Genomic DNA, 22,737 nt, shown 5'->3' with positions numbered 1-22,737 from the left:
TCAGGCTAGACATGTAAGGTCGCTCATAGAGTGCCCATCGATGATGCGGGGCTATAGCTTCGCTCCTCAATTTATTAAGGAGATGTATGAACCAGGCAGGCTCTGTTGCGCGCGCGAGCGACGCTGAAAAGCCAGCAGGCAATGTGCCTCCATGCGCCTCGTACACTCCTTCAGCTGTCGATAGACTCTTCATTCCCGCAAGTGTCGCCGATATTCCCGAGGCCTCGCGCTACTGCTGGGATGCCGACGTTCTGCTGGAACTGTCAGGCGCTGATCGGATTGGTGAAATCAGCGCACGTCGTACGCAGTTCTTCGATGACCTTGGCGATTTTGTCGACGAGGTAACAGACTCGTTCTTTTCCCTTGACTCCTGGGGACACGCGTTCGGTCACCGATTGCGTGAAGCTGTCGAACGGCGTCAGACGTTGTGGCTGGGAATCTTGCCCGCGCACCTGTTAGAGAAGCTCCGTTCTTTTGCCGGCGACCCCACGCTTGTTCGAGTTGCGGGCGTTCCGTTGGACGACGGATCTTTGCCGGTTGCTATCAACCCGATTGCTCTGATCAATCAGTGGAAGACGTCTGAGGTCACTCGCCGGTATCTGCAGCGTGTTCTTTCGGGCGCGGATTCTCTCCGCGCGACGAGAAGCGCCATCCGTGCCTTGCGGGAGGCTGGTGTGGCTTTCCGTGATCGCTCATTCGCTATTCGAATGATGGTCAATCCGACGTTCTTGGCGTACCTGGTTGTGTTCGTCTACTCGTCACTGCGGGCACTACCGGTCGCTTTTGTTCCGGGGTTCCACGGGAAAGTGTGGGTTCTCTGGTCGATCGACATGATCACCGCTGTTCCCTACACATGGGGCGTTCTGGCGATGGTTGCTGGTCGCACGTTCTTTAAACGCGTCATGGGGTTAATTGTCACTATCGTGACATTCGTGTCCCCCTACGTGTATTTCTGGATGCACGGGCGTCACTATCCACCAACGGTGATTGTGTTCGTCGCAGCGATGATTATTGGCGCCATCGCATTAGAAGGATTCCGCTGGTGGCGCGACCGCGTCGTGAAACGCACGCTTGCACGTTCGGTGAGTTAAAGCGCCTCTCGACTGATTTCACTGCGCTGAAGTCACTTCGCAGAAACGGCGGGCCCCTGATAGGTGCGCACAAACCCGGTGAAGAGGAACCAGGCGGATGAAATCCAGAAGATGATGTTCGCCCACATCGGGATATTGGGGAAGACTGCGACCATGAAACAGGTGACGACAATCCAGATGACTGTGACGATGATGTTCGAGGTCCGGTTCTTCTCTACTCGCATCGGGTGTGTGAAGTAGAGGGGAACCAAGGTCAATACCGCCAGCACCAGCGTTATCACGACGTTCGCCCACGCCGGCGACTGGATAATGTACATCGTCACGGCAACGATATTCCAGGCTGCGGGGAAGCCGACGAAGTAGTTGTCGCTCGACTTTTCCCCATCGTTGGCGTAGCAGAATACCGAGGACACGGTTGCAACGATCGCCATCAGCATCGCAACCCATTTCGGACCAAACGGCAGGTAAAGGTACATGAATACTGCCGGCAGGAACGTCCAAGTGATGTAGTCGATGATGTTGTCCAGAACCGACCCGTCGAACCACGGGATCACTTGGCGTACGCAGGCTTTACGCGCACACGTGCCATCCACGCCGTCGACGATCATGGCGATGCCCAGCCATAGCCACATCAGTTTGATCTGACCTTCAACAAGCGCGACGGCCGCGAGGCAGGCAAAGACAAGACCCGACATGGTCAGACCATGAACTGCCCAAGCTGCGATAACTCGTTGAATACCAGCGGGTCCACATTCGCATGTCGTGGGGGTTGGGGCAGGTGACGAAGAATCATTGTGAGTGGAATTATCTGCCGTATTCGTCATACCAGTGGTCACGTCATGCTCCGGTCAGTCGTTTTTGGATGAACTGGAACTAGTTTCACCCTTCACGTCGACAAAGTGTAGCGATCACGCCGGTGTTCAGGGAAGAATCAGGGCTACCCCCAAAACGAATCATGAGCAAGGCGAGACTCTCGTCTCTTTTCGCGCTCATTCCTCGCGATGCTCACTGTCGGTGTCAGTACGGACAACGCCACATTAGCGGTATACCAATACAACACAGACCCGGGGTGGGTGCGGTTTGTGCACCCACCCCGGGCCGTATGAGTTCAGTCGTATTTCAGAAGCGGTCTCGCAGGGCAGCTTCTGACTGAGCGCGAAGGTCATCCAGGTCGGCGATCCAACCAACAGACTCTCCCGAGTCAGCGAGCAGATCAGAGCCGTGAAGAACCAGCATGTCGCCGCCGGTCGTACCGATGCGAGCGAAGTCAACGCCTTCTGCCTGGCAGGCAGCGTAGACCACCTCAAGTGCACCTTCAGGAACGGCGATGATCGCTCGCGCCTGCGACTCGGAGAAGAGCATGTCGAAGTCGCTCAGACCGTTCTGACCCTGTGCACCGGTCAGGTCGAAGGCACCGCCGATTCCGAAGCGGAGCACCGAATCAACGAGAGCCTGTGCCAAGCCGCCGTTCGACAGGTCGTGCGCCGAGCGGATCAGCGGGCGACCATCCGGACCATCGACCTCGGACAGGGCGCGGACCACGTTGCCGAGGGCAACTTCAGCCTTCAGATCCACCTTCGGCGGACGGCCGCCTAGGTGATCGTGGCAGATACGTGCCCACGCGGAACCGTCGAGTTCCTCTCGAGTCTGGCCGAGCAGAATGACTGCCAGGCCTTCCTCGGTGAAGCCGGACGGGTTCGCACGCGTCACGTCCTTCATGATGCCGAGCATACCCACAACCGGCGTCGGGTTAATCGACGAGGTCGGCAGGTTCTTCTCGGTACCGGACGAGTTGTAGAGTGACACGTTACCGCCGGTGACGGGCACGCCCAATTCGATGCAGCCGTCGGCCAGGCCAGTCATTGCGGTGACCAGCTGCCACATGGCGTCGGTGTCTTCGGGGTTACCGAAGTTGAGGCAGTCGGTGATCGCAACCGGTTCGGCGCCAACGATGGCAACGTTCCGGTAGGATTCCGCGAGTGCCTGTAGCGCACCTTCACGAGGATCGAGCTTCGTGTACCAGCCGTTTGCGTCGGTGGCCAGGGCAACGCCGAGACCGGTTTCTTCGTCGACGCGGATAACGCCGGCATCATCGGGCTGAGCAAGAGCGGTGTTGCCCTGCACGTAGCGGTCATACTGGTCGGTGACCCAAGCCTTAGAGGCTTGGTTAACGTTGGAGATCACCGCGTTGATATCCGCGAGCAGTTCTCCACCAGTTTCGGGACGCTTCAGGGATGCGGACGTGTTCGCCTGCAGTTCGTCTTGCCATGCCGGGCGGGCGTAGGGACGGTCGTAGACCGGGCCATCATGGGCAACGGTCTTCGGGTCAACGTCGACGATACGGTGTCCGAAGTGGTCGATGGTCAGGCGACCGTCACCGGTCAGCGTGCCAATGATCGACGCCTCGACGTCCCACTTGTTGATGATCTCGAAGAAACGTTCCTTGTCTTCGGGGGTCACGATCGCCATCATGCGTTCCTGCGACTCGGACATCAGGATTTCGCCTGCGGTCAGGGTCGGGTCACGCAACAGCACGTTCTCAAGGTCGACGTGCATACCAGAATCGCCATTGGAGGCCAGCTCGGAGGTGGCGCAAGAAATACCAGCGGCGCCGAGGTCCTGGATACCTTGAACGACGTCCGCTTTGAACAGGTCGAGGCAGCATTCGATGAGGACCTTCTCCATGAAGGGGTCACCGACCTGCACGGAGGGGCGTTTGGCGGGCATGCCCTCTTCGAAGGTTTCGGACGCCAGAATCGATGCGCCACCGATGCCGTCACCGCCGGTGCGCGCGCCGAAGAGGACAACCAGGTTGCCTTCACCGGTTGCGTTTGCCAGGTGAATGTCGTCGTGGCGCAGGGTGCCGACGCAGAGTGCGTTGACCAGCGGGTTGCCCTGGTAGGACGGGTCAAATTCGGTTTCACCACCGATATTCGGCAGGCCCAGGCAGTTGCCGTAGCCACCCACGCCGGAAACCACACCGTGAACGACGCGCGGGGTATCCGGGTGGTCAACCGCGCCGAAGCGTAGCTGATCCATGACGGCGACCGGGCGCGCGCCCATGGAGATAATGTCGCGGACAATACCGCCGACACCGGTTGCAGCACCCTGGTAAGGCTCAACGAACGACGGATGGTTGTGCGACTCAACCTTAAAGGTAACCGCCCAGCCGTTACCGATGTCGACAACGCCAGCGTTCTGCCCCATGCCGACCAACAGGTGGCGCTTCATTTCTTCGGTGGTGCGCTCGCCGAACTGCTCAGCGAGGTGCTTCTTCGATGACTTGTAGCTGCAGTGCTCTGACCACATGACGGAGTACATCGCCAGCTCAGCGTTCGTGGGACGACGACCCAGGATCTCGCAGATCTTGGCGTATTCGTCTTCCTTCAGGCCCAGTTCTTTCCAGGGCATATCTTTCGTGGGGGTTGCGGCCGCATCTTCTGTCGTATCCGGCAATTCCCGAGGATTCTCTGCTTCGACCTTCGCGGTCATAACTGCTCCATTCGTTACGCACGTTTCGGTTCGCGTCTATGAACGTTTCGTGAAAAATTCAGCGGGCGCGGCCTCGTATCTATTCACGAGGCCACACGTCGGATTACCCCACCAAGCCCATCAGGGCGGACTGGAAGATCTTCAGACCTTCGGTACCACCGTGGCCGACGTGCACGCCGTCCTTCGTGGCCAGCGGACCAAAGCCCGCTTCGGTCGCGTGTTCGGGGTGCGGCATCAGACCAACGACATTGCCCGCAGCGTTTGTCACGCCAGCAATATCGTTCGCGGAACCGTTCGGGTTCAGGCCGATGTAGCGGAAGACGATGTGGCCTTCACCTTCGAGGCGCTCCAGTTCAGCCGGGGAGGCTTGAAAGTTGCCTTCACCGTTCTTCAGCGGAACGGTGAAGTGCTCGCCAGCGGTGAATGCACGTGTCCACGCGGTATCGGCGTTTTCGACGCGCAGTTCCTGGTCGCGGCAGAAGAACTTCTGATGATCGTTACGGATCAGAGCGCCGGGAAGCAGGTGCGCTTCGCAGAGAACCTGGAAGCCATTGCAGATGCCAAGAACGGGCATACCCTTACCGGCTGCCTCGACAATTTCACCCATCACGGGAGCAGTCGCAGCAATTGCGCCACACCGCAGGTAGTCGCCGTAGGAGAAGCCACCGGGGATGACGACCGCGTCAACGCTGTGCAGGTCGGCATCCTTGTGCCAAAGAGCGACGGGCTCGCCACCGGCAAGGCGGACGGCGCGCACAGCATCCCGGTCATCCAAGGTGCCCGGGAAGGTAACAACACCAATGCGAGTCACTTGGTGGCCTCGCCTTCATCCAGCGCCTCGACGCGGACAACATCTTCGATAATCGGATTCGACAGAACCTCTTCAGCGGCCTTGCGGGCATCCGCGAGAAGTTCCTCGGTGACCGGGCCGTCAACCGTCAGGTGGAAGCACTTGCCCTGGCGAACAGAAGCAAAGCTTGTGATTCCAAGCCTCGGAAGTGCAGATCCCACTGCCTTACCCTGGGGATCCAAGATTTCCGGCTTCGGCATCACTTCCACGATGATTCGCCCCACGGCGTCCTCCTATTGTGCGTGCGGAATTTCCGCGTGTTGGGTGACGGGTTTGACCCGCTTATTGGTGGTGATGGTTATAGTGTCGGTTCTTCGCCGGTCAGGCGAACAAACGCTTCGATGTAACGGTCGCGAGTTGCAGTCACAACGGATTCCGGCAGGACGGGCGGGTTTTCTCCCGACTTCTTGTCCCATCCGGATTCGGCGCTGGTCAGCCAGTCGCGAACGTACTGTTTATCGAAGCTCGGGGTGATCTGGCCGGGCTGCCACTGGTCGGCGGGCCAGAATCGCGAGGAATCGGGGGTCAGGATTTCGTCGCCCAGGACCAGGTTGCCTGTTGCGTGATCCAGCCCGAATTCAAACTTGGTGTCGGCGATGATGACACCGCGCTCGGCAGCAATTTCGCGAGCACCGTCATACAGGGCGATAGAAACGTCGCGCAGGCGAGACGCGAGTTCTTCGCCGACCATTTCAGCTGCGCGTCCGAAGGAAATGTTCTCGTCGTGATCGCCCAGTTCCGCCTTGGCAGCGGGAGTAAAGATCGGAGTTTCGAGGCGCGAGGCTTCAACAAGACCCTCGGGAAGAGCGATATCGCAGACGGTGCCCGACTCTTTGTATTCGACCAAGCCGGAACCCGTCAGGTATCCGCGAACGACGCACTCGATCGGAATCATATTCAGAGCCTTGGCAACCACTGATCGACCGACGAGGGGAGCCGGAACACTCAAAGGATCTGTAGCATCAGTTTCAGCAGTGATGACATGGTTTTCAACCACGTCGCGTAGCTGTTCCATCCACCAGAGAGCAAGCTGGTTCAGCACCTTGCCCTTGCCGGGGATTTCCGACGGCAGAATGTAGTCGTAGGCGCTGATGCGGTCCGACGTCACCAGAAGAAGACGGTCAGGTGTTTCCTGATCGGCGGGCGCGTAGATGTCACGCACCTTGCCGGAGGACACATGTTTCCATCCTGGAAGTTCCATAGCAGTCATTACGCGTCCTCCGTCTCTATTCAGTTCAGTTCTTAGCGTCTAGCTCGGCCGGCCAGGTTGCAATGTCTTTACGGTGATGCTCACCAGCGAAGCTGATCCAATCGACGCCCTCGTAGGCCTTGGCTCTGGCTTCTTCAACGGTTGCACCGCGTCCCACGACATCCAGCACACGCCCACCGGAATTCACCAGCATTTCGTCGGGTTCGAACCCGCAACACCCCAGTGCAACCTCGTCCATCGAAGATGTGATCTCAAAACGAGTACCCGCATGAATAACATGCACGCCGTCGACAGCTTCCGCGTCCTCAATGCCTGTGATTTCATGTCCGGTATCGGGCGTGTCCGGGTAGCCACTCGACGCCATCACAACCGTGACCACCGCATCCGACGACCAAGTGGGAGCAGGCAAATGAGCAAGCGTTCCCCTCGCCGCAGCGTAGAGCAGGTCAGCAAGTGACGAATCGAGACGTTCAAGAACAACCTGCGTCTCAGGATCACCGAAGCGAACGTTGAATTCGACGACGCGAATACCTTTCGACGTCATTGCCAGACCGCAGTAAAGCAGGCCCACGAACGGGGTTCCGCGACGACCCATCTCGTCAACGGTCGGCTGAGCAACAGTCTTCACGACCTCGTCGACAACCGAATCATCCAGCCACGGAAGCGGAGTGTACGCACCCATACCACCCGTATTCGGACCGGAGTTTCCGTCGCCAACACGCTTGAAGTCCTGAGCGGGAACCAGCGGAACAACAGTAGTGCCATCGCTGACACAGAACAGAGAAACCTCGGGGCCATCCAGGTATTCCTCAACCAGGACAACGCCATCTTCACGGTTCAGGCAGGTGGTTGCGTGAGCAAGCGCCACATTGCGATCATCAGTCACCACAACACCCTTACCAGCGGCAAGCGCATCATCCTTCACCACGTAGGGAGCGCCAAATTCGCTGAACGCAGTCTCGACCTCTTCGGTAGTACGGCAGGTGAAAGCGCGAGCGGTCGGAACACCAGCTGCTTCCATGATCTCTTTAGCGAATGCCTTGGATGCTTCAAGTTGAGCAGCAGCCTTCGACGGGCCAAAAACCGGTATCCCTTCAGCGCGAACGGCGTCAGCGACGCCGGCGACAAGAGGAGCCTCAGGTCCAACAACAACCAGGTCCACTCCGAGAGCCTTTGCGCGCACAGCGACATCATCCGTATTCAGCGGATTAAATACAAGTGATTTCCCCAGTGGCTCAAGCCCCGGGTTACCCGCCTGAACAATCAGTTCAACCGGATCAGATGAAGATGCAGTACGTACCAGGTTTCGGGCAAGGGCGACCTCGCGCCCCCCATTTCCCACCAAGAGGACCTTCATGGCTTTAGCCTATCGATGATTGTGAGCTGGCGCGACACGCGTCCATTTCCGTCCGACATGGGACGTGCCACGAATTCACCTTCCGCGCCACCCAGTTTCGTGATTGACGAGGCCGGATCCGACCTACCATGCGCCATTCGAATCGCCGGTCCGAGTGGTCGCAGACGAATCCTCATCAACGTCAGTGCTACGACGCAATCGACGTTCAATTTCTCGACGACGTTGCTCTTCCGCGGTCTTTGGCTTCGTTTCTTCATCGCCCTCCTGGTCCGACGAATCACCCTGCTGGCTCTGTTCTTGACCGCCACCGGAAGACCTCTGGCCCGAAGAGTCGCTCCTCTGCGAATTATTCGACTTATCTGGCTTACCTTGTGCGTGCTGACGCTTATTCTTCAAGCGCTCGCGAGCCTTACTTGCCTGCTCAGATTGGGAAGATTCTTCCTGATTAGCAGATCCGTCACTCGACCCCTGGTCAGGCTCAGAGTCTTCGCCCTGCCGGTCGGCCTCGTTGTCCGAAGACAAACCGGACTGCGACGAACTCGATTGCTCGGAATCGCCAGACTGACCTTGATCGCCGCCCTGACCGCCTTGGCCACCGGAGGACTGATCCTGGGGGTCCGACGGGTCTTGTGGCCGGGAATCAAGCGTGCACGCGACAAGCGTTTCATCCGCCTGCTGGTAATTCTGATCCGCTTCATCGCCGTTGCCTGATTCCATCGCCTGATCGCCCAATACCTCGAACGCAAGAGCAGTGTTAATACGCACCTGACACTCGTAAGAGAAGACTTGAATGTGCCCCTCTTCGTCCTGTGTAGCCTTCGGGACGCCTTCAAGAGCAATCTGCAATTCGTTGAGCGCCTTGCCTGCTTTGCCGTCTTTCAGAAGAGACGTGCCCACGTTGTAATGCGCCACCCATGACTCTGGCCCGTAGGTCGTCAACGTACGTTGCGTTGAATACTCGCCCGTTGCTTGGGTGTACTCGCCCGCCTGCCACTGGCCTCGCGTGTGATGAGACCAGACGGGAAGTCCCACAAGGAACAACGCAATCAGGCTAGCAACGACAATGAGGGGAGTAGACCAAAGGAGTCTGCGCAGGTCTTCCTTTGTTCGCTCCCGCTTTGCCGGAACAGGCTGGCGTTCAGGATCACCGGCAGTACGCCCACCAAAGGGAAGCGCGACCTCATACTTATTCGCTTTACGGGTGTTCTTTTTAGATGGCACGAGCCCTCCTCATGTTTCGGGCTTTACCTGCAACGATCGCGGTTTCCCACGCGAGCATTCCACCCAAGAACAGGGCAAACGGCCAAATCAGGTAGCGTGCCGCCTTCACTTGGGCTCGCTGAGTGGCCACTACCTGCGAGTTTTCATCCAGAGTCGACGCAACCTGTTTGATCTCGGCAGTTGCCGGCGAGTGGATGTACGTCAGCCCCGTTTGCTCGGCAATGTCTTTCAAGGCGTCCTCGTCAATGCGCGTAATCGCGATCGGAGAATCCGGCTCGGAACCATCGCGAATGTACTCGTCTTCGACCACTTCACTTGCTTGATCGCCCGACTGAGAGTCTTCGGTGTATCCCCGCTTCTGCGCGTCACCAGTCAGGCGACGCACCTTCATCGGCCCGCCCTCTTTCGTGCCGTACCCGATGATCGCACCACCGTCGACGTATCGGCTCATCAACCCCCACGAAGACGTACTCATGTCGTCGATGGGACTCCAAACGTCTTCGTTCGAGCTTTCCCCGTCAGAGAAGACGAAAAGCCCACGGATTGCATCCGGATCTTGTTCCTCAGCGTCATGCAGCGCACTGAAAAGAGCTGAAGCCGGACGATTCGGCGTCGACCCGTGGGACGAGTCAGAAAGCTCCTGACGCAGGTTCGTCAGATAGCTGTCGGCAGCATCCCGATCCGTCGTCAGAGGGAGAACCGTGCTGACATTCGAATCCCAGACCATGATCGTGATGCGAGCACCCGGCATTGCATCAAGGATGGTCTGAACGTCCTGTTTGGCACCCTCGATTCGAGGCCGATCGCCATCCCAGTCTTCACCCGCCATTGATCCTGTCCGGTCGATGACAATCCACGCTTCGGCCGCCGAACCAACGTCACTTGCCTTGCCAGGAATGGAGGGGCCCGCCATCATAAAAACCAACAGAGCAACGATCATGGCACGTCTGGCGGCTTCACGTTTCGATGTGCGCGTGCCTCGCTTCAACCCAAGCAGGACCAGCGAGAATCCAACAATCGCCACAAGAATGAAAGCTGTCAAAGAAAACACGGGACGGAAGAACATGTCAGAGCCTCCCGATTGCAAGCAGACCAAGGAACCCGATAATGCCAACAGCGGCAAGGCTGAGGACGCCAGCCGGCTTATCGATCTCAAGAACCTTCGCGTGCTCGGACAATTCGATGCGCTGCAGAGATTCGATTTCTTGGATAATCCCTTGGACGCTCGCAGCGTCGGAGGCGTCATAGAAGACACCGCCGTTGTCTTCGGTCAGCTCTTTCAGTTCTTCGCCCTCGGTAGTCAGCAGGTCACCATCGCCGGGATACAGGGTGGTCACCTGAACGTTCTGCTGATGAGCAAAATCAAACGCCTGAGCAAGCGTGTAAATCTGCGGACCGTTGATCTCGTTATCCGTGGCAAAAAGAATCAGACGTGAACGGTCTTCGCCGGAGTGGTCAAAACTCAGCACACACGACGCCAAGCCGTCACCCGCAAGCGACGCGGCTTCTTCTTCGTCAACGGTCGCTGACGTGTAGTCAATCAGCTCCTGCGTGGCATACACGCCGTCGGCGCTTTCACCCAGGTAGCCTTCCTTCATGATCCGGCTCATCTCGTCGAGCTCAGACACCGCAAGGTCGTAGTCATTCGTCAGCGGGAACTTCACCAAAGTGCGAGAATTCCACAGGTTCAAGCTGATTCTTTCGCCCGCAAAATGCTGAACAATCCGCGAAAAAGCATCGCCGATATTCCCATCGTAGGGGATCATCGACCCGGACGTATCCAGGCACAAAACAATGTCACGTGACGCCGTCTTCTCATCCTGGATCACGCGATCGATGGGTGCCCCGGCACTGAATGCCACGCCGACAACGCCCAAGCTCAAAAAGACAATCGCGCCCGCAAGCATGATGCGACTACGCCTGACCAGGCGTTTAAAGCCGGGCAACGTAGAGATATAGCCGGAATGCGCCACCCAGCCTCGTGAATCATTCGCGATAGAGGATGAGGCCGCGCGCCTCCACCCAACGACCAACGCGACCAGGGCGGCTCCGATAACGAGAATAACGAAAAAGGCGAACCTCACTGATCGATCACCTTCAACGCTGACTCAAGAAGCGTCGACACCCACTCGCGCGTCGGTTGGCCGGAGAACGAGGGTTCGACGCAACGCTCCATCAGATGCACGTACGCCGGCCACATCGGTACAAGCGCGCGAATCTCAGCGACCGTCGCGGACTCAAGATTGCGACCCGTCCGCTCGGTCCCCAGCGCGCGCATCAAGCCCGCAACCGCCAAGTGAACCTCGGATTCGTTCCATTCTCCGGCGGAGAAATTCGCTTCAATCTGCACAAGATTGTCACGATATGCGCGACGTTGCTCGGCGCTCAGATCACGCAGGCCCCGCGGACGATTCGCATCCGACTTCCACCAGCGGACTAGGCACACCACAATCCACGCGACGATGATGAGGAACAGAATGAGACCGGCAACCCACATCCACTCGGGATACACGACCGGCTCGCGAACACCGTCCAGAATGTTACCTGACACGAGTCCCCCTTTCGAGGGCGCTCATCAGAGCACGTGGCACGTCCTTCGAGCCCGAAACCGACACTCGGATCACACCGCGATGATCCAGTAGGGATGCGACCTCTTGACGCCTAGCCGACACGATCAACTTCGCCTGGTCGGCCAACTGCTTGTCACCCAACAGGAAATCCGGCAACGGCCCCTGATCGACATCGATAATGCGAGTCCCCTTCGGCAAGTCCGTCGGATTCATATCATCTACAGACACCACGATCACCGCATGTTTGCGCGTCAGCTTCGCTAAAACTGCATCCGCCTGCGAGCCTGGCTCCGGCTGGACCGAATCCGTTGCCAGAACAATCAGGGACCTACGACGAATCGCAACAAGCGCTCGCTCAAGAAGCGCCGTCACATTCGACGCGGGTGTTTCAAGCGTGATCGTCGCCCTGATCCGTCGCAGAAGCATCTCCGCATAGGCATTACCTGAACGCGCCGGGGAAATAGTGATCTTCTCACTATCCCCTGAAATCGCACCCAACTGATCGCCACGCGCTACCGCCAACCATGCGATCGCCTCACAGGCCCTGGTGGCAACATCAATCTTCGGCTCACCTGATGGAGCAAGCGCCCCCATCGAACGTCCCGTATCGACCAGCATGACAACCTGCAGGTTAGCCGTCGACTCATAGCGACGAATAATCGCCTGCCCTGTACGAGCGGTCGCAGCCCAATCAATATCCTGGACGTCATCGCCCGCATGATATTCGGCAAGATCAAGGAAATCCCAGCCGCGGCCCGGACGCACGCCGGAATGCTGCCCATCCATGATGGACAGCAGTTTGCGCATGATCGGCAAGCGCGCACGCGACGACAACGCGTGGATCTCGCGACTACGAACGGGCATGACGGCGTATCAGCTTCCTAGAATTCGACCGAAATAATGTGAAGCGGGGCTCACGGAACGGGGACAGCGTTGAAGACAGCATCAATCAGGCCTTCAACCGACACATTGTCAGCCAACGCATCGAACGTGCGGATAATGCGGTGGCGGAGCACCGCATAACGCATGACCTTCACATCGTCGGGAACAACAAAATGACGACCTTCAAGGAGCGCAATAGCCTGAGCGGCACGCATCAGCGCAATACCACCACGCGGAGACGCACCCACACGCACATGATTTGCCCACGCTGGCAACGGAACGGGCCCGGAACCGCGGGTCGTGTTCATCAGGTCTACGATGTAGCCCTTCAACGTGTCATGAATGAACACCTTCTGAACGGTGTCTTGCAATCCCACCAGCTCCTCAATCGAAATCGGGTCACCCGTGGCGGGTTTCGCCATCTGACCAGACTCAATGCGGGTCAGGATCTCAAATTCTTCGCGTGGCTGGGGGTATGTAATGACCTGCTTCAAAAGGAAGCGGTCCATCTGAGCCTCGGGAAGAACGTACGTGCCTTCTTCCTCGATCGGGTTCTGGGTGGCCATCACCATGAACGGCTGAGGAAGCGGATAGTTCACGCCACCAATCGTTGTCTGATATTCCGCCATTGCTTCAAGCATCGCGGACTGGGTTTTCGCGCTGGAACGGTTGATTTCGTCCATCAACACGAAGTTTGCGTGGACAGGACCAAGCTGAGTGGTCATTTCTGCGGTTGCCTGGTTCCAGATCTGCATACCGACGATGTCGTTAGGCATCAGGTCCGGTGTGCACTGGATTCGGCGGAACGAACCGGAGACAGCAGAAGCAAGCGTTTGGGCGGCAGTCGTTTTCGCTAGGCCGGGTACGGACTCAATCAGGATGTGACCACGAGTCAGCAGTCCCACCATCAGTGCACGCTTGAGGTCGTGCTGGCCGACAACTTTCGAAGAGAAGATGTCGGAGACTCGCCCTAAAAGCTCCCCGGCCTTTTCAATCTCTTCAGCGGAAATAGTTGGTGCCACCAGTGGCCTCCCCCTCAATTGTGTGTATTGCCGAAATTTTATCGCAGGCCACCGAGAACACGGTTTGCATATAAAAGCCCGGTGGCCGGACCCATCGGGTCCGACCACCGGTATAGATCGCGTGTGCTAGAGCGCTACCTGAAATCAGGCGCGGGCTGCTGCGATACGCTCACGGAACTTCGCGAGTTGCTCGGTGATCTCCTTGGGGAGCTTGTCGCCGAACTGCTTGAAGTATTCCTCGGTGTCGTCCATCTCAGCGGCCCATGCGTCGAGATCGATCGCGAAGAGCTTGGCCCACACGGACTCGTCAATGTCGAGACCATCAAGGTTGAAGTCCTCGAACTTCGGGTAACGACCGGTGACACCGTCGATTGCCTCAACCTCGCCAGCGGCACGACGGACGATCCAGTCGAGGACGCGCGAATTGTCACCGTAGCCCGGCCACATGAACTTGCCGTTCTCGTCCTTGCGGAACCAGTTCACCTGGTAGACCTTCGGGAACTTGTCGCCAAGCTCTGCCTGCATCTCGAGCCAGTGACCCCAGTAGTCAGCCATGTGGTAGCCACAGAAGGGGAGCATTGCGAACGGGTCGTGACGGAGCGAGCCGGCCTTGACGTCGGTTGCTGCTGCGGTGACCTCGGAAGCAACGGATGCGCCGATGAAGACGCCGTGTGCTGCTTCGTACTGTTCTGCAACGAGCGGGACGTTGGTGGCGCGACGGCCACCGAAGAGGATGGCATCAATGGCAACACCCTGAGGTGCTTCCCAGTCGGAGCAGATGATCGGGCACTGCGATGCCGGGACGGTGAAGCGGCTGTTCGGGTGAGCAGCCTTCTCGCCGGACTCGGGGGTCCAGTCGTTGCCGTGCCAGTCGATCAGGTGTGCCGGGACCTCGCCGTCGATGCCTTCCCACCACACATCGCCATCGTCGGTCAGTGCGACGTTGGTGAAGATGGAGTTGGCGCGCATGGTGTCCATAGCCATCGGGTTGGTGTCGTACGAGGTGCCCGGTGCAACGCCGAAGAAGCCGGCTTCCGGGTTGATTGCGTACAGGCGACCATCCGGACCCGGGCGCATCCACGCGATGTCGTCACCGACGGTCTCAACGGTGTAACCCGGGATGGTCGGCTGGAGCATAGCGAGGTTGGTCTTGCCACATGCTGATGGGAACGCAGCTGTGACGTGGAACTGCTGGCCGGTCTCGGTGCGGGTCAGGCGCAGGATGAGCATGTGTTCTGCCATCCAGCCATCGCGGCGAGCCATGGTCGAAGCGATACGGAGAGCAAAGCACTTCTTGCCGAGCAAGGCGTTGCCACCATAGCCGGAGCCGAAGGACCAGATTTCGTTGGTCTCGGGGAAGTGGGTGATGTACTTTTCGTCATTGCACGGCCAGTTGTCATCAGCCTGGCCCTCTTCGAGCGGAACGCCCACGGAGTGAACGGCGGGAACCCAGGTTGCACCTTCAGCGATGAGGTCCATTGCAGCCGTGCCCATGCGGGTCATGATGCGCATGTTGCAGACAACGTAGGGGGAGTCGGTGATCTCGATGCCGAGCTGCGAGATCGGACCGCCCAGCGGGCCCATGGAGAAGGGGATCACGTACATCGTGCGGCCCTTCATGGAGCCGGTGAACTTCTCCTTGAGGATGGCCTTCATTTCGGTCGGGTCTGCCCAGTGGTTGGTCGGGCCGGCGTCCTCTTCCTTTTCGGAGCAGATGAACGTACGGGACTCGACACGTGCAACGTCAGAGGGCTTGGAGCGAGCAAGGAAGGAGTTCGGGCGCTTCTCTTCGTTGAGCTTGGTGAACATGCCAGTCTCAACCATGAGAGAGGTCAGGCGATCCCACTCTTCCTGCGAACCATCGGCGAACTCGATGGCGTCAGGCGTCGTCAGCGCGGCGATCTTAGCAACCCATGCGAGAACGTCTTCTGGAGCGTTGGACGGAGCTGCTGCTCGCACATCCTGTTCAGTCACGGACATTTTGCCTCCTGCGGCTTTCGGTATTCCGGGGCGACGGGTGCGCCCCTGTTCTACGTGTTCCATAATCCCAGATAGTGGAGGAAAATGCGCGGGCGATAAGTCCCGTGAGCATGTGTGCAACACTTCACAAACGTGGCGCGTCGGTATCCATTCGTCTTCCTTCATTCATCTGAACGCCTCGAGTGCCTTAATCTGTAAGTGCGTTTTGGAACGCATCCCCAATCCTCAGGAGGAAAAATCGTGGGACTTCGCAAGGCCGCTGACGGCCCGTCCTTCTTCGACCTGTATTCACAGCAGGCCGCGAACCTTGTTTCCGGCACGACGATTCTTTCGTCAATCCTTGACTCCTCACCGCAGGAACAGGTCGCAATGCGCGATCAACTGCACGAGGTCGAACACTCCGGCGATGAGATTAATCACCACATTTTGAACCTCATCAACCAGACTTTCATCACCCCCTTCGATCGTGAAGACCTTGGCGCCTTGGCCTCGTGCCTCGACGACTGCATGGACCTGATCGACGAGGCCGGCGACCTCTACGTCATGTACGGTCTGAACGACCTACCGGACTACATACACTCGCTTCTACACGAGCAGGTCGATATCTTGACTCGCTGCGCAGCGCTGACGGCAGAGCAGATCCCCGGCCTCAAGTCCCCACTGGACATGCGCGACTTCTGGGTTGAGCTGAACCGCCTTGAGAACGAAGGTGACACGACCTACCGTCGTGCTCTCACTTCGATCTTCGATTCCGGCCTTGATCCGGTGACGATCATCAAGCTGAAGGACCTTGTTGAGGTCCTAGAAGAGGCATCCGACGCATTCGAAGACCTCGCAAACTGCGTTGAAACGATTGCGGTGAAGGAGTCCTGACCCGTGGATCTTAATCTGGTCCTGGTCTCGCTGGTCGTGATCATTGCTCTTGGTTTTGACTACACCAACGGCTTCCACGATGCAGCGAATGCAATCGCAACTTCCGTGTCCACCAGGGCACTGACCCCGCGAGCCGCTCTCCTCATGGCTGCTGTCATGAACATTATTGGCGCACTTTTGGGCACGGAGGTCGCAAAAACTATCGGTGAGGGCATCATCGATATCTCGCACTACACGAATTCGTCCGACGTTCTTCAACAGAGAGAGGGCTTGGCGATTGTGCTGGGCGCTCTGGTCGGTGCGGTTGTGTGGAATCTGATCACATGGTGGTTTGGGCTTCCATCGTCCTCATCACACGCCTTGATTGGTGGTTTGGTGGGCGCTGGCCTTGCTTCAGCGACCCAGGTGAAGTGGATTGGAATTCTTCAGCACGTCATCATCCCGATGTTCGCGTCCCCGGTGATCGGCTTCCTTCTGGGCTTCTTCCTCATGAAGGGCCTGATGAGACTGTTGCAAAATCTGCCCTATCACCGCACGATGCGTCGCTTCCGTATTCTTCAGACTCTGTCAGCTGCAGCAATGGCCCTTGGCCACGGCCTGCAGGACGCTCAGAAAACGATGGGCGTCATTGTGATGGCGCTGATCGCCGGCGGCTACGGCGAGACGCACAACGTGATTGACCCGGTGACGGGTGACATCACGATTCCGCTGTGGGTCAAGCTTGCTGCCGCAGGTGCGATTTCGATGGGCACGTATGCCGGTGGCTGGCGCATTATGCGTACGCTCGGCCGTAAGATCATCGATCTGGATCCGGCTCGTGGCTTCGTCGCCGAGGGTGTGTCCGCCATCGTTCTGTACCTGTCCGCATTCGTTCTTCACGCTCCGATCTCTACGACGCACACGATTACGTCGGCAATCCTTGGCGTGGGTGCGACGAAGCGTTTCTCGGCTGTCCGCTGGGGTGTTGCTGGCAACATCGTGGTCGGTTGGTTCTTGACCCTTCCAGCTGCTGCTGCGGTTGCGGCGATCGTGTACTTCATCGTTCACGCGCTTGTTGGAATGTGACGATAGTGTTCACCAATTTACGAGGCCGAACGGCCCGCGCCACCGGCTCGGGCGCGTTCGCTATTTCAGCCGTTGCGCTAATGGCAGGGTGTTCGAGTTCGTCTGTCCTTGATTTAAAGGTCGGCGATTGTATTCAGCTGCCGAACACTAAGACGGCGGTGACGATCGATCACACGTCCTGTTCCGAGGAACATCGGGGCGAGGTTTCAGCCATTGTTAAGACAAGCCCAAACGGTGCTGACGATGCGTTCCCTGGCGATTCTGAACTGAACTCACAGGCTGAAGAGGCGTGCGTTTCCTCTTTTACCGACTATGTTGGGTCAGACTATGTGACGTCATCGTTGGATGTGTCGTGGCTTGTTCCGACTGAACAGTCGTGGAAGGACGGAGATCGTCATATTGCGTGCGTTGTGTATGCCCAGGGCGATCAGAAGCTCACGCAGTCTGTGAAGGATTCGAACTTGTAGGGCTCGCTTCTTCGGCTTTGAAGCTGCATACGGGGTGGGGGCGTCTCGTAGAGACGCCCCCACCCTTGTATTTTTACCGGATCATTAGCGGTTCACTCCGCCATCAGATGCGATTAATCGGATTGCGGAGGAGGCGGCCTCGTCGATGAGGAAGCGAAGCCAGTTGGTGAGCGTCACTACCTACACCCCACGCGACACATCCGGGCTTAAACACGCAAAACTGTCGCACCAAGTGCAGCTGGTGCACAAAAACCAACCCCACGACCGCACCAACTACACCCCACGCGACACATCCAGGCTTAAACACGCAAAACCGTCGCACCAGGTGCAGCCGGTGCACAAAACCCGCCGACACGCGCCACCACCTACACCCAAGACGCCTCACGAAATACCAGAAAACACTCGCAGAAAAACACGCCATTGACGCGCAGATAACAGCTAAAAACGCCAAGGCCACCGCGCTCAAAACCACCTACTCCCAGCTAACCGGCAAACCCATCGAACATTTCCAAGTGAAACGTCCTGGGTTTTGTTCCTACTTCATGCCGATCGCGTTCTTCGCCATCGCAATCGGCGAATACCCGACCAGCCCGTCAAACCCGAGGCCTGGAATGTGCAGCACCTCCGCCGGCGAGAGCACCACCCGCTCGTATCGGGCGGAGGGTGGTTCGTCGGAGGTGCGCTGATACTCGCAATAGAGTCTGCCCGCGCTGTCGCGGCCCACGCTCATTCGATTCGGCATGAGCGGATACAGGCCGATGACCTCGCCCAGGCCGTTGCGGATCACCTGTGCATACGCGTTATCCCACAGCAAAAGGTGGGTCATGAGGGTCTCGCAGAATACGAAGGAGGTCATCTCCGGGTTCGGCTCATCATGCAGCAACCGGTACAGCGGGTGATCCACTGCCTTGACCTTCGACCCGCACGCATCCTGGCGGTACACGTGCAACGGCAGGCCGGCGACCGCCTCGGCCAGGATCCGCACGCACGAGTAGACGGCCGTCATCTGCATCGCCGACTGCTCCGTCACCGCACGACCACTTGATGTCGGACCGAACAGGAACGAGTATTGATTCGACAGCCGGTGGTTGGCAGTGTGGCGGGCGCCAATGCCGCGCAGCCAGGATGTTAGGCTCATTTTCCCCTCCCGATCATTACCTCTTGGAGTGACCAGTCATGACTGAATCAGGCCTTCCTCGAATCGACCAAATATGGCAAGCCTTCGAGTTGGGTGAGAGCTGCCTTCGCCATTCCCCCGTAAAGGAGTTTCCTAAAGTTGAATTCCGCTGGTTTCTGACCCGGACATTTCCTTCGAGCGCCGCAGATAATCAGCAGTATGGGACCCATCTGATCTTCATCGGCATGAACCCAGCCGAGGCTCGTGTTTTCGCAGGAAAGTCCGAATGCGGCGATAAAACTTGCGCGTACTTAGTGAACTGCCGAATCAATCATGAATACCCCAAATCCTTCGGCACTCCGACCAGATTGAGTTTTGTCAACCTCGTGCCGATCGTTGACAAGCAGCCGGACCGCGCAGAGCAAAAATGGACGATGCTGCAGGAATACCACGACGAGATCCTGGATATAAACGTCGAAATCCTGCGCAAGATGCTGGCAGAATCGCAGGACTACATCGTCATCCCGGCGTTCGGAGTGGACTTGAATGCCTCCGACTGGCGCTGGCGCGGATTCTGCAAGCTCCTGCCCGTGCTCGAGAAGATTGAGGAGCCGGACTCACGGATCATGGCGGTAGGTAGGGGCGATAGGGTCCCTTATCATCCCCGTATGTGGCCGCAGGTTGGTCCTTTGGGTGAGGCATTTCGTCCAGTGCTTGGAAACCTCCAAGCACTGCGCCGCAAGTACGATCACAAGACGAGTAGTCCTCGCTCGTCGTAGACGGAGGCGGTGGTGTCGTGGCCGGCGCATCTGATGGCCCGGTCCAGGGCCATGATGGTGGCCACGACGGCGTCGATCTTCTCGGTTGATTTCTGCTTGTCGGGTTTGATGTTCCCGGCAGGGGTGGTGCGGATGTGGATGTTGTCCACCATCCAGGCGAGCACTTTGTTGCCCCCCGTGGTGCAGGCGGCCTTCGAGGGCGAGTTTCATGAACTCCTTGCTTGCTAGGCTCATGTCCGTGAAGCCCCGGCCGAAGGAGACGACGGTGAAGCCGGAGTCCTGGAGGTTTTGGCTCATCTGCACCGCGCCCCACCGCTCGTAGGCGATCTCTCTGATGTCGTAGCGGGTGCCGAGTTCTTCAATGAATGCCTCGATGGCGCCATAGTGGACGACGTTGCCGTCGGTGGTGTTCAGCAAGCCTTCGCGCTCCCACTGGTCATACGGGACGTGGTCCAGGTTCACCCGCAGCTCGATATTGTCTTCGAGGATCCAGAAATACGGCACCACCACATAGGGCTCGGCCTCGTTTCGGGGTGGGAAGACGAGTACGAGGGCGGTGATGTCGGTGGTAGTGGCCAGGTCTAGGCCTGCGTAACACACCCTGCCCTCAAGCAAGGCGAGGTCGATGGGAGTACTGCCTTTGTCCCACAGATGCATCGGCATCCACCGGATTGATTGCTTGACCCACTGGTTGAGCCGCAACTGGCGGAAGCTGTTTTCTTCGGCAGGGTTGATACGGGCTGAGTGCGCGACCGCACGCACCTTCTCAATCGGGACGGTGATGTCCAGGCTTGGGTTGGCTTTGCGCCACACCGCATCGTCTAGCCAGTCATCCTCGGGGTCGGCTCCGTAGATCACCGGGTAGAACGTCGTCAACTCCGTATCCTAAAAGCCTGTAGCTTAGTTTGTCTCAGTGCTACAGAATATGAACACTGCAGGCACTAGCGCGCCAAGAAGTCCAACCACAATAGCTAGGAATCCAAAAACGTTAATCGTTGTGGGGTCAGTAAAGATGTAGAACGAGCCGATGCCGGCGAGGTTAAGTGTCATAAAAATCGAGTAGAGGAAACTCTCGACACGCACACCTGACACTTTAAAAGCACACGCGATACCAACAACAGCGAGCAAAAGATAGAACGCTAGCGGCAAGACCGCCAGGTAGTCGACCGCATTCAAAGGTGCATCAACGCTCAACGCAAACCACGACAGCAGGACACCACCCAGGATCCCTGTCGCAGTTGTAGCGAGTGGAATATACCTCATTACGCACCCGTACTCGCTATTCGCACGAACTGAACATATGAGCACCGCGGACGACACCCCAATACACTTCAGCGGTTGCTAAACATGATGCGAGAGTGGGGCCATTCGAGTACGTTGCGCGACAATTGTTCTTCAAATTACTCTTCAACGACGCATCACATGATCTTGAGGCGCAACCTTTACGCTCGTAGCACATGTCATGGAGTGCACATGGCCCTCTAAAATCCGCGTTCTTGCCAAAAGGATTAGGGAATTCATCGGACGATTTAGTGCAGTAATCGTGCAGAGAGCCAAGCTCGGGATTGTAAACATAGTTTCGCGGAACTCCGATGAGGGATGCTCGATACCCGAAGTCGTTTTCGTCTGCATCTGCCGCAGTAGCACCCACGTACTCGATTCGGTAATAACGAATCCCGCTTTCCTCGCTAGAGAAGGTAACTACGTTATTGGAGACACTCATTGTTGCAGCCCAAGTCGCACCATCCGTGTCAACTGCGGATACGGAATCAATGAGACCAACGAGCTCATGCGCGGCATTTGATATGAAAAGTGATTCGCCGTCATTTGTTGTCGCGTATGAATATCCGAAGTCTGAGGGGAAAGAATGCTCTGCCACTCCGTTAATGACCTCGACCTTCTGGGGAACAGACAGCGGTTGATCGTTTGATGCGGTAACGACACGATTCTCTTCAAGCTTCACATTGAGGATTTCAGCGTACTCTCCGTGTGATTGGGACTGCGAAGAGCCTAAAGGCGTTACACACGTCGAGGCGGGAGAAGAGTCGTTTTTTTGGTGAGGCTTGAGCTACTGACGACCCCGGCAGACTTAATACAAGGCTACTAGCTACAACTACCGCAATGCCAAGACTCTTAGTAAGTGAAGCTCTCATAATGACACTCCTCAGGTGGAGGTCTCAGGTATCTGACTACTTCCAATGTTAACAAACACTGGTGAGGTAGCTCTCCATTCGAGCACGAAAAGATCGCCGAACTAATAACTGTAGCCCCTTGGCGCTTACCTCCATCTGTCACCGTCTAATGCGCTCTGCCTGGAGTGGCAGGGTTTACACAGGCTGCGCAGGTTAGAAAAGTCGTGGCTACCACCAACGACCCAATCGGTCTGATCGGCGACACCACCGCTATCGACTACAACCCGGCCTACCAAGACGGCTCTCTACACATCCGCAAAGGCTGGGCAGGACGATAAACCAGCCACGACACGCCGAGCCCGTACACACATTTAGGGTATTAACCCGATCATTAGCTGTTCACTCCGCCATCAGATGCGATTATCGGATTGCGGAGGAAGCGGCCTCGTCGATAAGGAAGCGAAGCCAGTTGGTGAGCGTCACTACCTGCACCCCACGCGACGCATCCGGGCTTAAACACGCAAAACCGTCGCACCAGGTGCAGTCGGGGGAACAAAAACCAACCCCACGACCGCACCAACTACACCCCACGCGACGCAACCGGGCTTAAACACGCAAAACCGTCGCAC

The 22,737-nt window shown here is 57.6% G+C and carries 21 protein-coding genes and 2 pseudogenes; 5 read left to right on the top strand and 18 right to left on the bottom strand.

Annotated features, from left to right (window positions below; genetic code table 11):
- Positions 1-86 precede the first annotated feature (86 nt).
- Positions 87-1,091: a hypothetical protein gene (locus QP109_RS06285; protein WP_285024013.1), complete on the top strand. Its 1,005-nt coding sequence runs from the start codon at positions 87-89 to the stop codon at positions 1,089-1,091.
- Positions 1,092-1,123: 32 nt separating this feature from the next.
- Here QP109_RS06285 and QP109_RS06280 read toward each other — a convergent pair whose 3' ends face one another.
- The 13 genes from QP109_RS06280 to QP109_RS06220 all read right to left on the bottom strand — a co-directional run bounded on the left by QP109_RS06280 (position 1,124) and on the right by QP109_RS06220 (position 15,675).
- On the bottom strand, positions 1,124-1,927 hold the full coding sequence (locus tag QP109_RS06280) for a CDP-alcohol phosphatidyltransferase family protein (RefSeq protein WP_285024012.1): 804 nt from the start codon (positions 1,925-1,927) through the stop codon (positions 1,124-1,126).
- Between the two features lie 283 nt (positions 1,928-2,210).
- Positions 2,211-4,583, bottom strand: coding sequence for a phosphoribosylformylglycinamidine synthase subunit PurL (gene purL, locus QP109_RS06275; RefSeq protein WP_285024011.1), 2,373 nt, complete (start codon positions 4,581-4,583; stop codon positions 2,211-2,213).
- 103 nt (positions 4,584-4,686) lie between these two features.
- Entirely contained in the window at positions 4,687-5,394 is a 708-nt protein-coding gene (gene purQ / locus QP109_RS06270; protein WP_101628326.1) for a phosphoribosylformylglycinamidine synthase subunit PurQ, read from the bottom strand.
- Entirely contained in the window at positions 5,391-5,657 is a 267-nt protein-coding gene (gene purS / locus QP109_RS06265) for a phosphoribosylformylglycinamidine synthase subunit PurS (RefSeq protein WP_006680298.1), read from the bottom strand. Before purS ends, purQ begins: the two co-directional genes overlap by 4 nt.
- Positions 5,658-5,731: 74 nt before the next feature.
- A complete protein-coding gene (locus tag QP109_RS06260; protein ID WP_101628325.1) occupies positions 5,732-6,643 on the bottom strand; it encodes a phosphoribosylaminoimidazolesuccinocarboxamide synthase in 912 nt (303 codons plus the stop codon).
- A gap of 25 nt (positions 6,644-6,668) precedes the next feature.
- Positions 6,669-8,000, bottom strand: coding sequence for a phosphoribosylamine--glycine ligase (gene purD, locus QP109_RS06255; protein WP_285024010.1), 1,332 nt, complete (start codon positions 7,998-8,000; stop codon positions 6,669-6,671).
- Between the two features lie 123 nt (positions 8,001-8,123).
- Complete coding sequence (locus tag QP109_RS06250; RefSeq protein WP_285024009.1) at positions 8,124-9,221, bottom strand: hypothetical protein; 1,098 nt, start codon at positions 9,219-9,221, stop codon at positions 8,124-8,126.
- Complete coding sequence (locus QP109_RS06245; protein WP_285024008.1) at positions 9,211-10,287, bottom strand: vWA domain-containing protein; 1,077 nt, start codon at positions 10,285-10,287, stop codon at positions 9,211-9,213. Before QP109_RS06245 ends, QP109_RS06250 begins: the two co-directional genes overlap by 11 nt.
- Before the next feature lies 1 nt (position 10,288).
- Positions 10,289-11,305 (bottom strand): vWA domain-containing protein, encoded by a 1,017-nt coding sequence (locus QP109_RS06240; RefSeq protein ID WP_285024007.1) that lies wholly within the window; start codon positions 11,303-11,305, stop codon positions 10,289-10,291.
- Positions 11,302-11,772, bottom strand: a complete 471-nt coding sequence (locus QP109_RS06235; protein ID WP_285024006.1) for a hypothetical protein — start codon at positions 11,770-11,772, stop codon at positions 11,302-11,304. Before QP109_RS06235 ends, QP109_RS06240 begins: the two co-directional genes overlap by 4 nt.
- Positions 11,762-12,655 (bottom strand): DUF58 domain-containing protein, encoded by an 894-nt coding sequence (locus QP109_RS06230; protein ID WP_285024005.1) that lies wholly within the window; start codon positions 12,653-12,655, stop codon positions 11,762-11,764. The genes QP109_RS06235 and QP109_RS06230 overlap by 11 nt, the downstream gene beginning before the upstream one ends.
- 50 nt (positions 12,656-12,705) lie before the next feature.
- A complete protein-coding gene (locus QP109_RS06225) occupies positions 12,706-13,683 on the bottom strand; it encodes an AAA family ATPase (RefSeq protein ID WP_502929283.1) in 978 nt (325 codons plus the stop codon).
- Positions 13,684-13,839: 156 nt separating this feature from the next.
- A complete protein-coding gene (locus QP109_RS06220; protein WP_285024003.1) occupies positions 13,840-15,675 on the bottom strand; it encodes a phosphoenolpyruvate carboxykinase (GTP) in 1,836 nt (611 codons plus the stop codon).
- Between the two features lie 240 nt (positions 15,676-15,915).
- Here QP109_RS06220 and QP109_RS06215 point away from each other — a divergent pair, with 240 nt between their 5' ends.
- From QP109_RS06215 to QP109_RS06205, 3 genes are all read left to right on the top strand, one after another.
- Positions 15,916-16,548: a DUF47 domain-containing protein gene (locus QP109_RS06215; protein ID WP_101628316.1), complete on the top strand. Its 633-nt coding sequence runs from the start codon at positions 15,916-15,918 to the stop codon at positions 16,546-16,548.
- A 3-nt stretch (positions 16,549-16,551) separates the two neighbouring features.
- A complete protein-coding gene (locus tag QP109_RS06210) occupies positions 16,552-17,613 on the top strand; it encodes an inorganic phosphate transporter (RefSeq protein WP_285024002.1) in 1,062 nt (353 codons plus the stop codon).
- A gap of 80 nt (positions 17,614-17,693) precedes the next feature.
- Positions 17,694-18,080: a septum formation family protein gene (locus QP109_RS06205; RefSeq protein ID WP_285024046.1), complete on the top strand. Its 387-nt coding sequence runs from the start codon at positions 17,694-17,696 to the stop codon at positions 18,078-18,080.
- Positions 18,081-18,615: 535 nt separating this feature from the next.
- Here QP109_RS06205 and QP109_RS06200 read toward each other — a convergent pair.
- Entirely contained in the window at positions 18,616-19,218 is a 603-nt protein-coding gene (locus QP109_RS06200; protein ID WP_101628313.1) for a phage portal protein, read from the bottom strand.
- 38 nt (positions 19,219-19,256) lie between these two features.
- Between QP109_RS06200 and QP109_RS06195 the strand changes: the two genes are divergently transcribed.
- A complete protein-coding gene (locus QP109_RS06195; RefSeq protein ID WP_101628312.1) occupies positions 19,257-19,976 on the top strand; it encodes a DUF1643 domain-containing protein in 720 nt (239 codons plus the stop codon).
- Here QP109_RS06195 and QP109_RS06190 read toward each other — a convergent pair.
- The 4 genes and pseudogenes from QP109_RS06190 to QP109_RS06175 form a co-directional block, all read right to left on the bottom strand.
- Positions 19,946-20,846 (bottom strand): annotated as a pseudogene (locus tag QP109_RS06190) (terminase TerL endonuclease subunit); the annotation flags it as partial. The gene QP109_RS06195 and the pseudogene QP109_RS06190 sit on opposite strands and share 31 nt — an antisense overlap.
- Positions 20,847-20,876: 30 nt before the next feature.
- A complete protein-coding gene (locus QP109_RS06185) occupies positions 20,877-21,239 on the bottom strand; it encodes a hypothetical protein (protein WP_101628311.1) in 363 nt (120 codons plus the stop codon).
- Positions 21,240-21,255: 16 nt separating this feature from the next.
- Positions 21,256-21,939, bottom strand: coding sequence for a hypothetical protein (locus QP109_RS06180; protein ID WP_101628310.1), 684 nt, complete (start codon positions 21,937-21,939; stop codon positions 21,256-21,258).
- Positions 21,940-22,254: 315 nt separating this feature from the next.
- Positions 22,255-22,344 (bottom strand): annotated as a pseudogene (locus QP109_RS06175) (HNH endonuclease); the annotation flags it as partial.
- Between the last annotated feature and the right edge of the window lie 393 nt (positions 22,345-22,737).

Source organism: Pauljensenia sp. UMB9872 (assembly GCF_030212665.1).
Classification (GTDB): Bacteria; Actinomycetota; Actinomycetes; order Actinomycetales; family Actinomycetaceae; genus Pauljensenia; species Pauljensenia turicensis_B.
The sequence above is the reverse complement of the archived record's forward strand: the minus strand, read 5'-3'. Positions and strand labels throughout refer to the sequence as shown.

What these genes read in the sequence shown, in the direction of transcription:
- QP109_RS06195 (WP_101628312.1), top strand. Translation starts at nt 19,257, where the DNA reads ATGACTGAATCAGGCCTTCCTCGAATCGACCAAATATGGCAAGCCTTC.
- QP109_RS06245 (WP_285024008.1), bottom strand. Translation starts at nt 10,287, where the DNA reads ATGTTCTTCCGTCCCGTGTTTTCTTTGACAGCTTTCATTCTTGTGGCG.
- purD (WP_285024010.1), bottom strand. Translation starts at nt 8,000, where the DNA reads ATGAAGGTCCTCTTGGTGGGAAATGGGGGGCGCGAGGTCGCCCTTGCC.
- purL (WP_285024011.1), bottom strand. Translation starts at nt 4,583, where the DNA reads ATGACCGCGAAGGTCGAAGCAGAGAATCCTCGGGAATTGCCGGATACG.
- QP109_RS06200 (WP_101628313.1), bottom strand. Translation starts at nt 19,218, where the DNA reads ATGAGCCTAACATCCTGGCTGCGCGGCATTGGCGCCCGCCACACTGCC.
- QP109_RS06230 (WP_285024005.1), bottom strand. Translation starts at nt 12,655, where the DNA reads ATGCCCGTTCGTAGTCGCGAGATCCACGCGTTGTCGTCGCGTGCGCGC.
- QP109_RS06185 (WP_101628311.1), bottom strand. Translation starts at nt 21,239, where the DNA reads ATGAGGTATATTCCACTCGCTACAACTGCGACAGGGATCCTGGGTGGT.
- QP109_RS06205 (WP_285024046.1), top strand. Translation starts at nt 17,694, where the DNA reads ATGGCAGGGTGTTCGAGTTCGTCTGTCCTTGATTTAAAGGTCGGCGAT.
- QP109_RS06220 (WP_285024003.1), bottom strand. Translation starts at nt 15,675, where the DNA reads ATGTCCGTGACTGAACAGGATGTGCGAGCAGCAGCTCCGTCCAACGCT.
- QP109_RS06260 (WP_101628325.1), bottom strand. Translation starts at nt 6,643, where the DNA reads ATGACTGCTATGGAACTTCCAGGATGGAAACATGTGTCCTCCGGCAAG.
- QP109_RS06285 (WP_285024013.1), top strand. Translation starts at nt 87, where the DNA reads ATGAACCAGGCAGGCTCTGTTGCGCGCGCGAGCGACGCTGAAAAGCCA.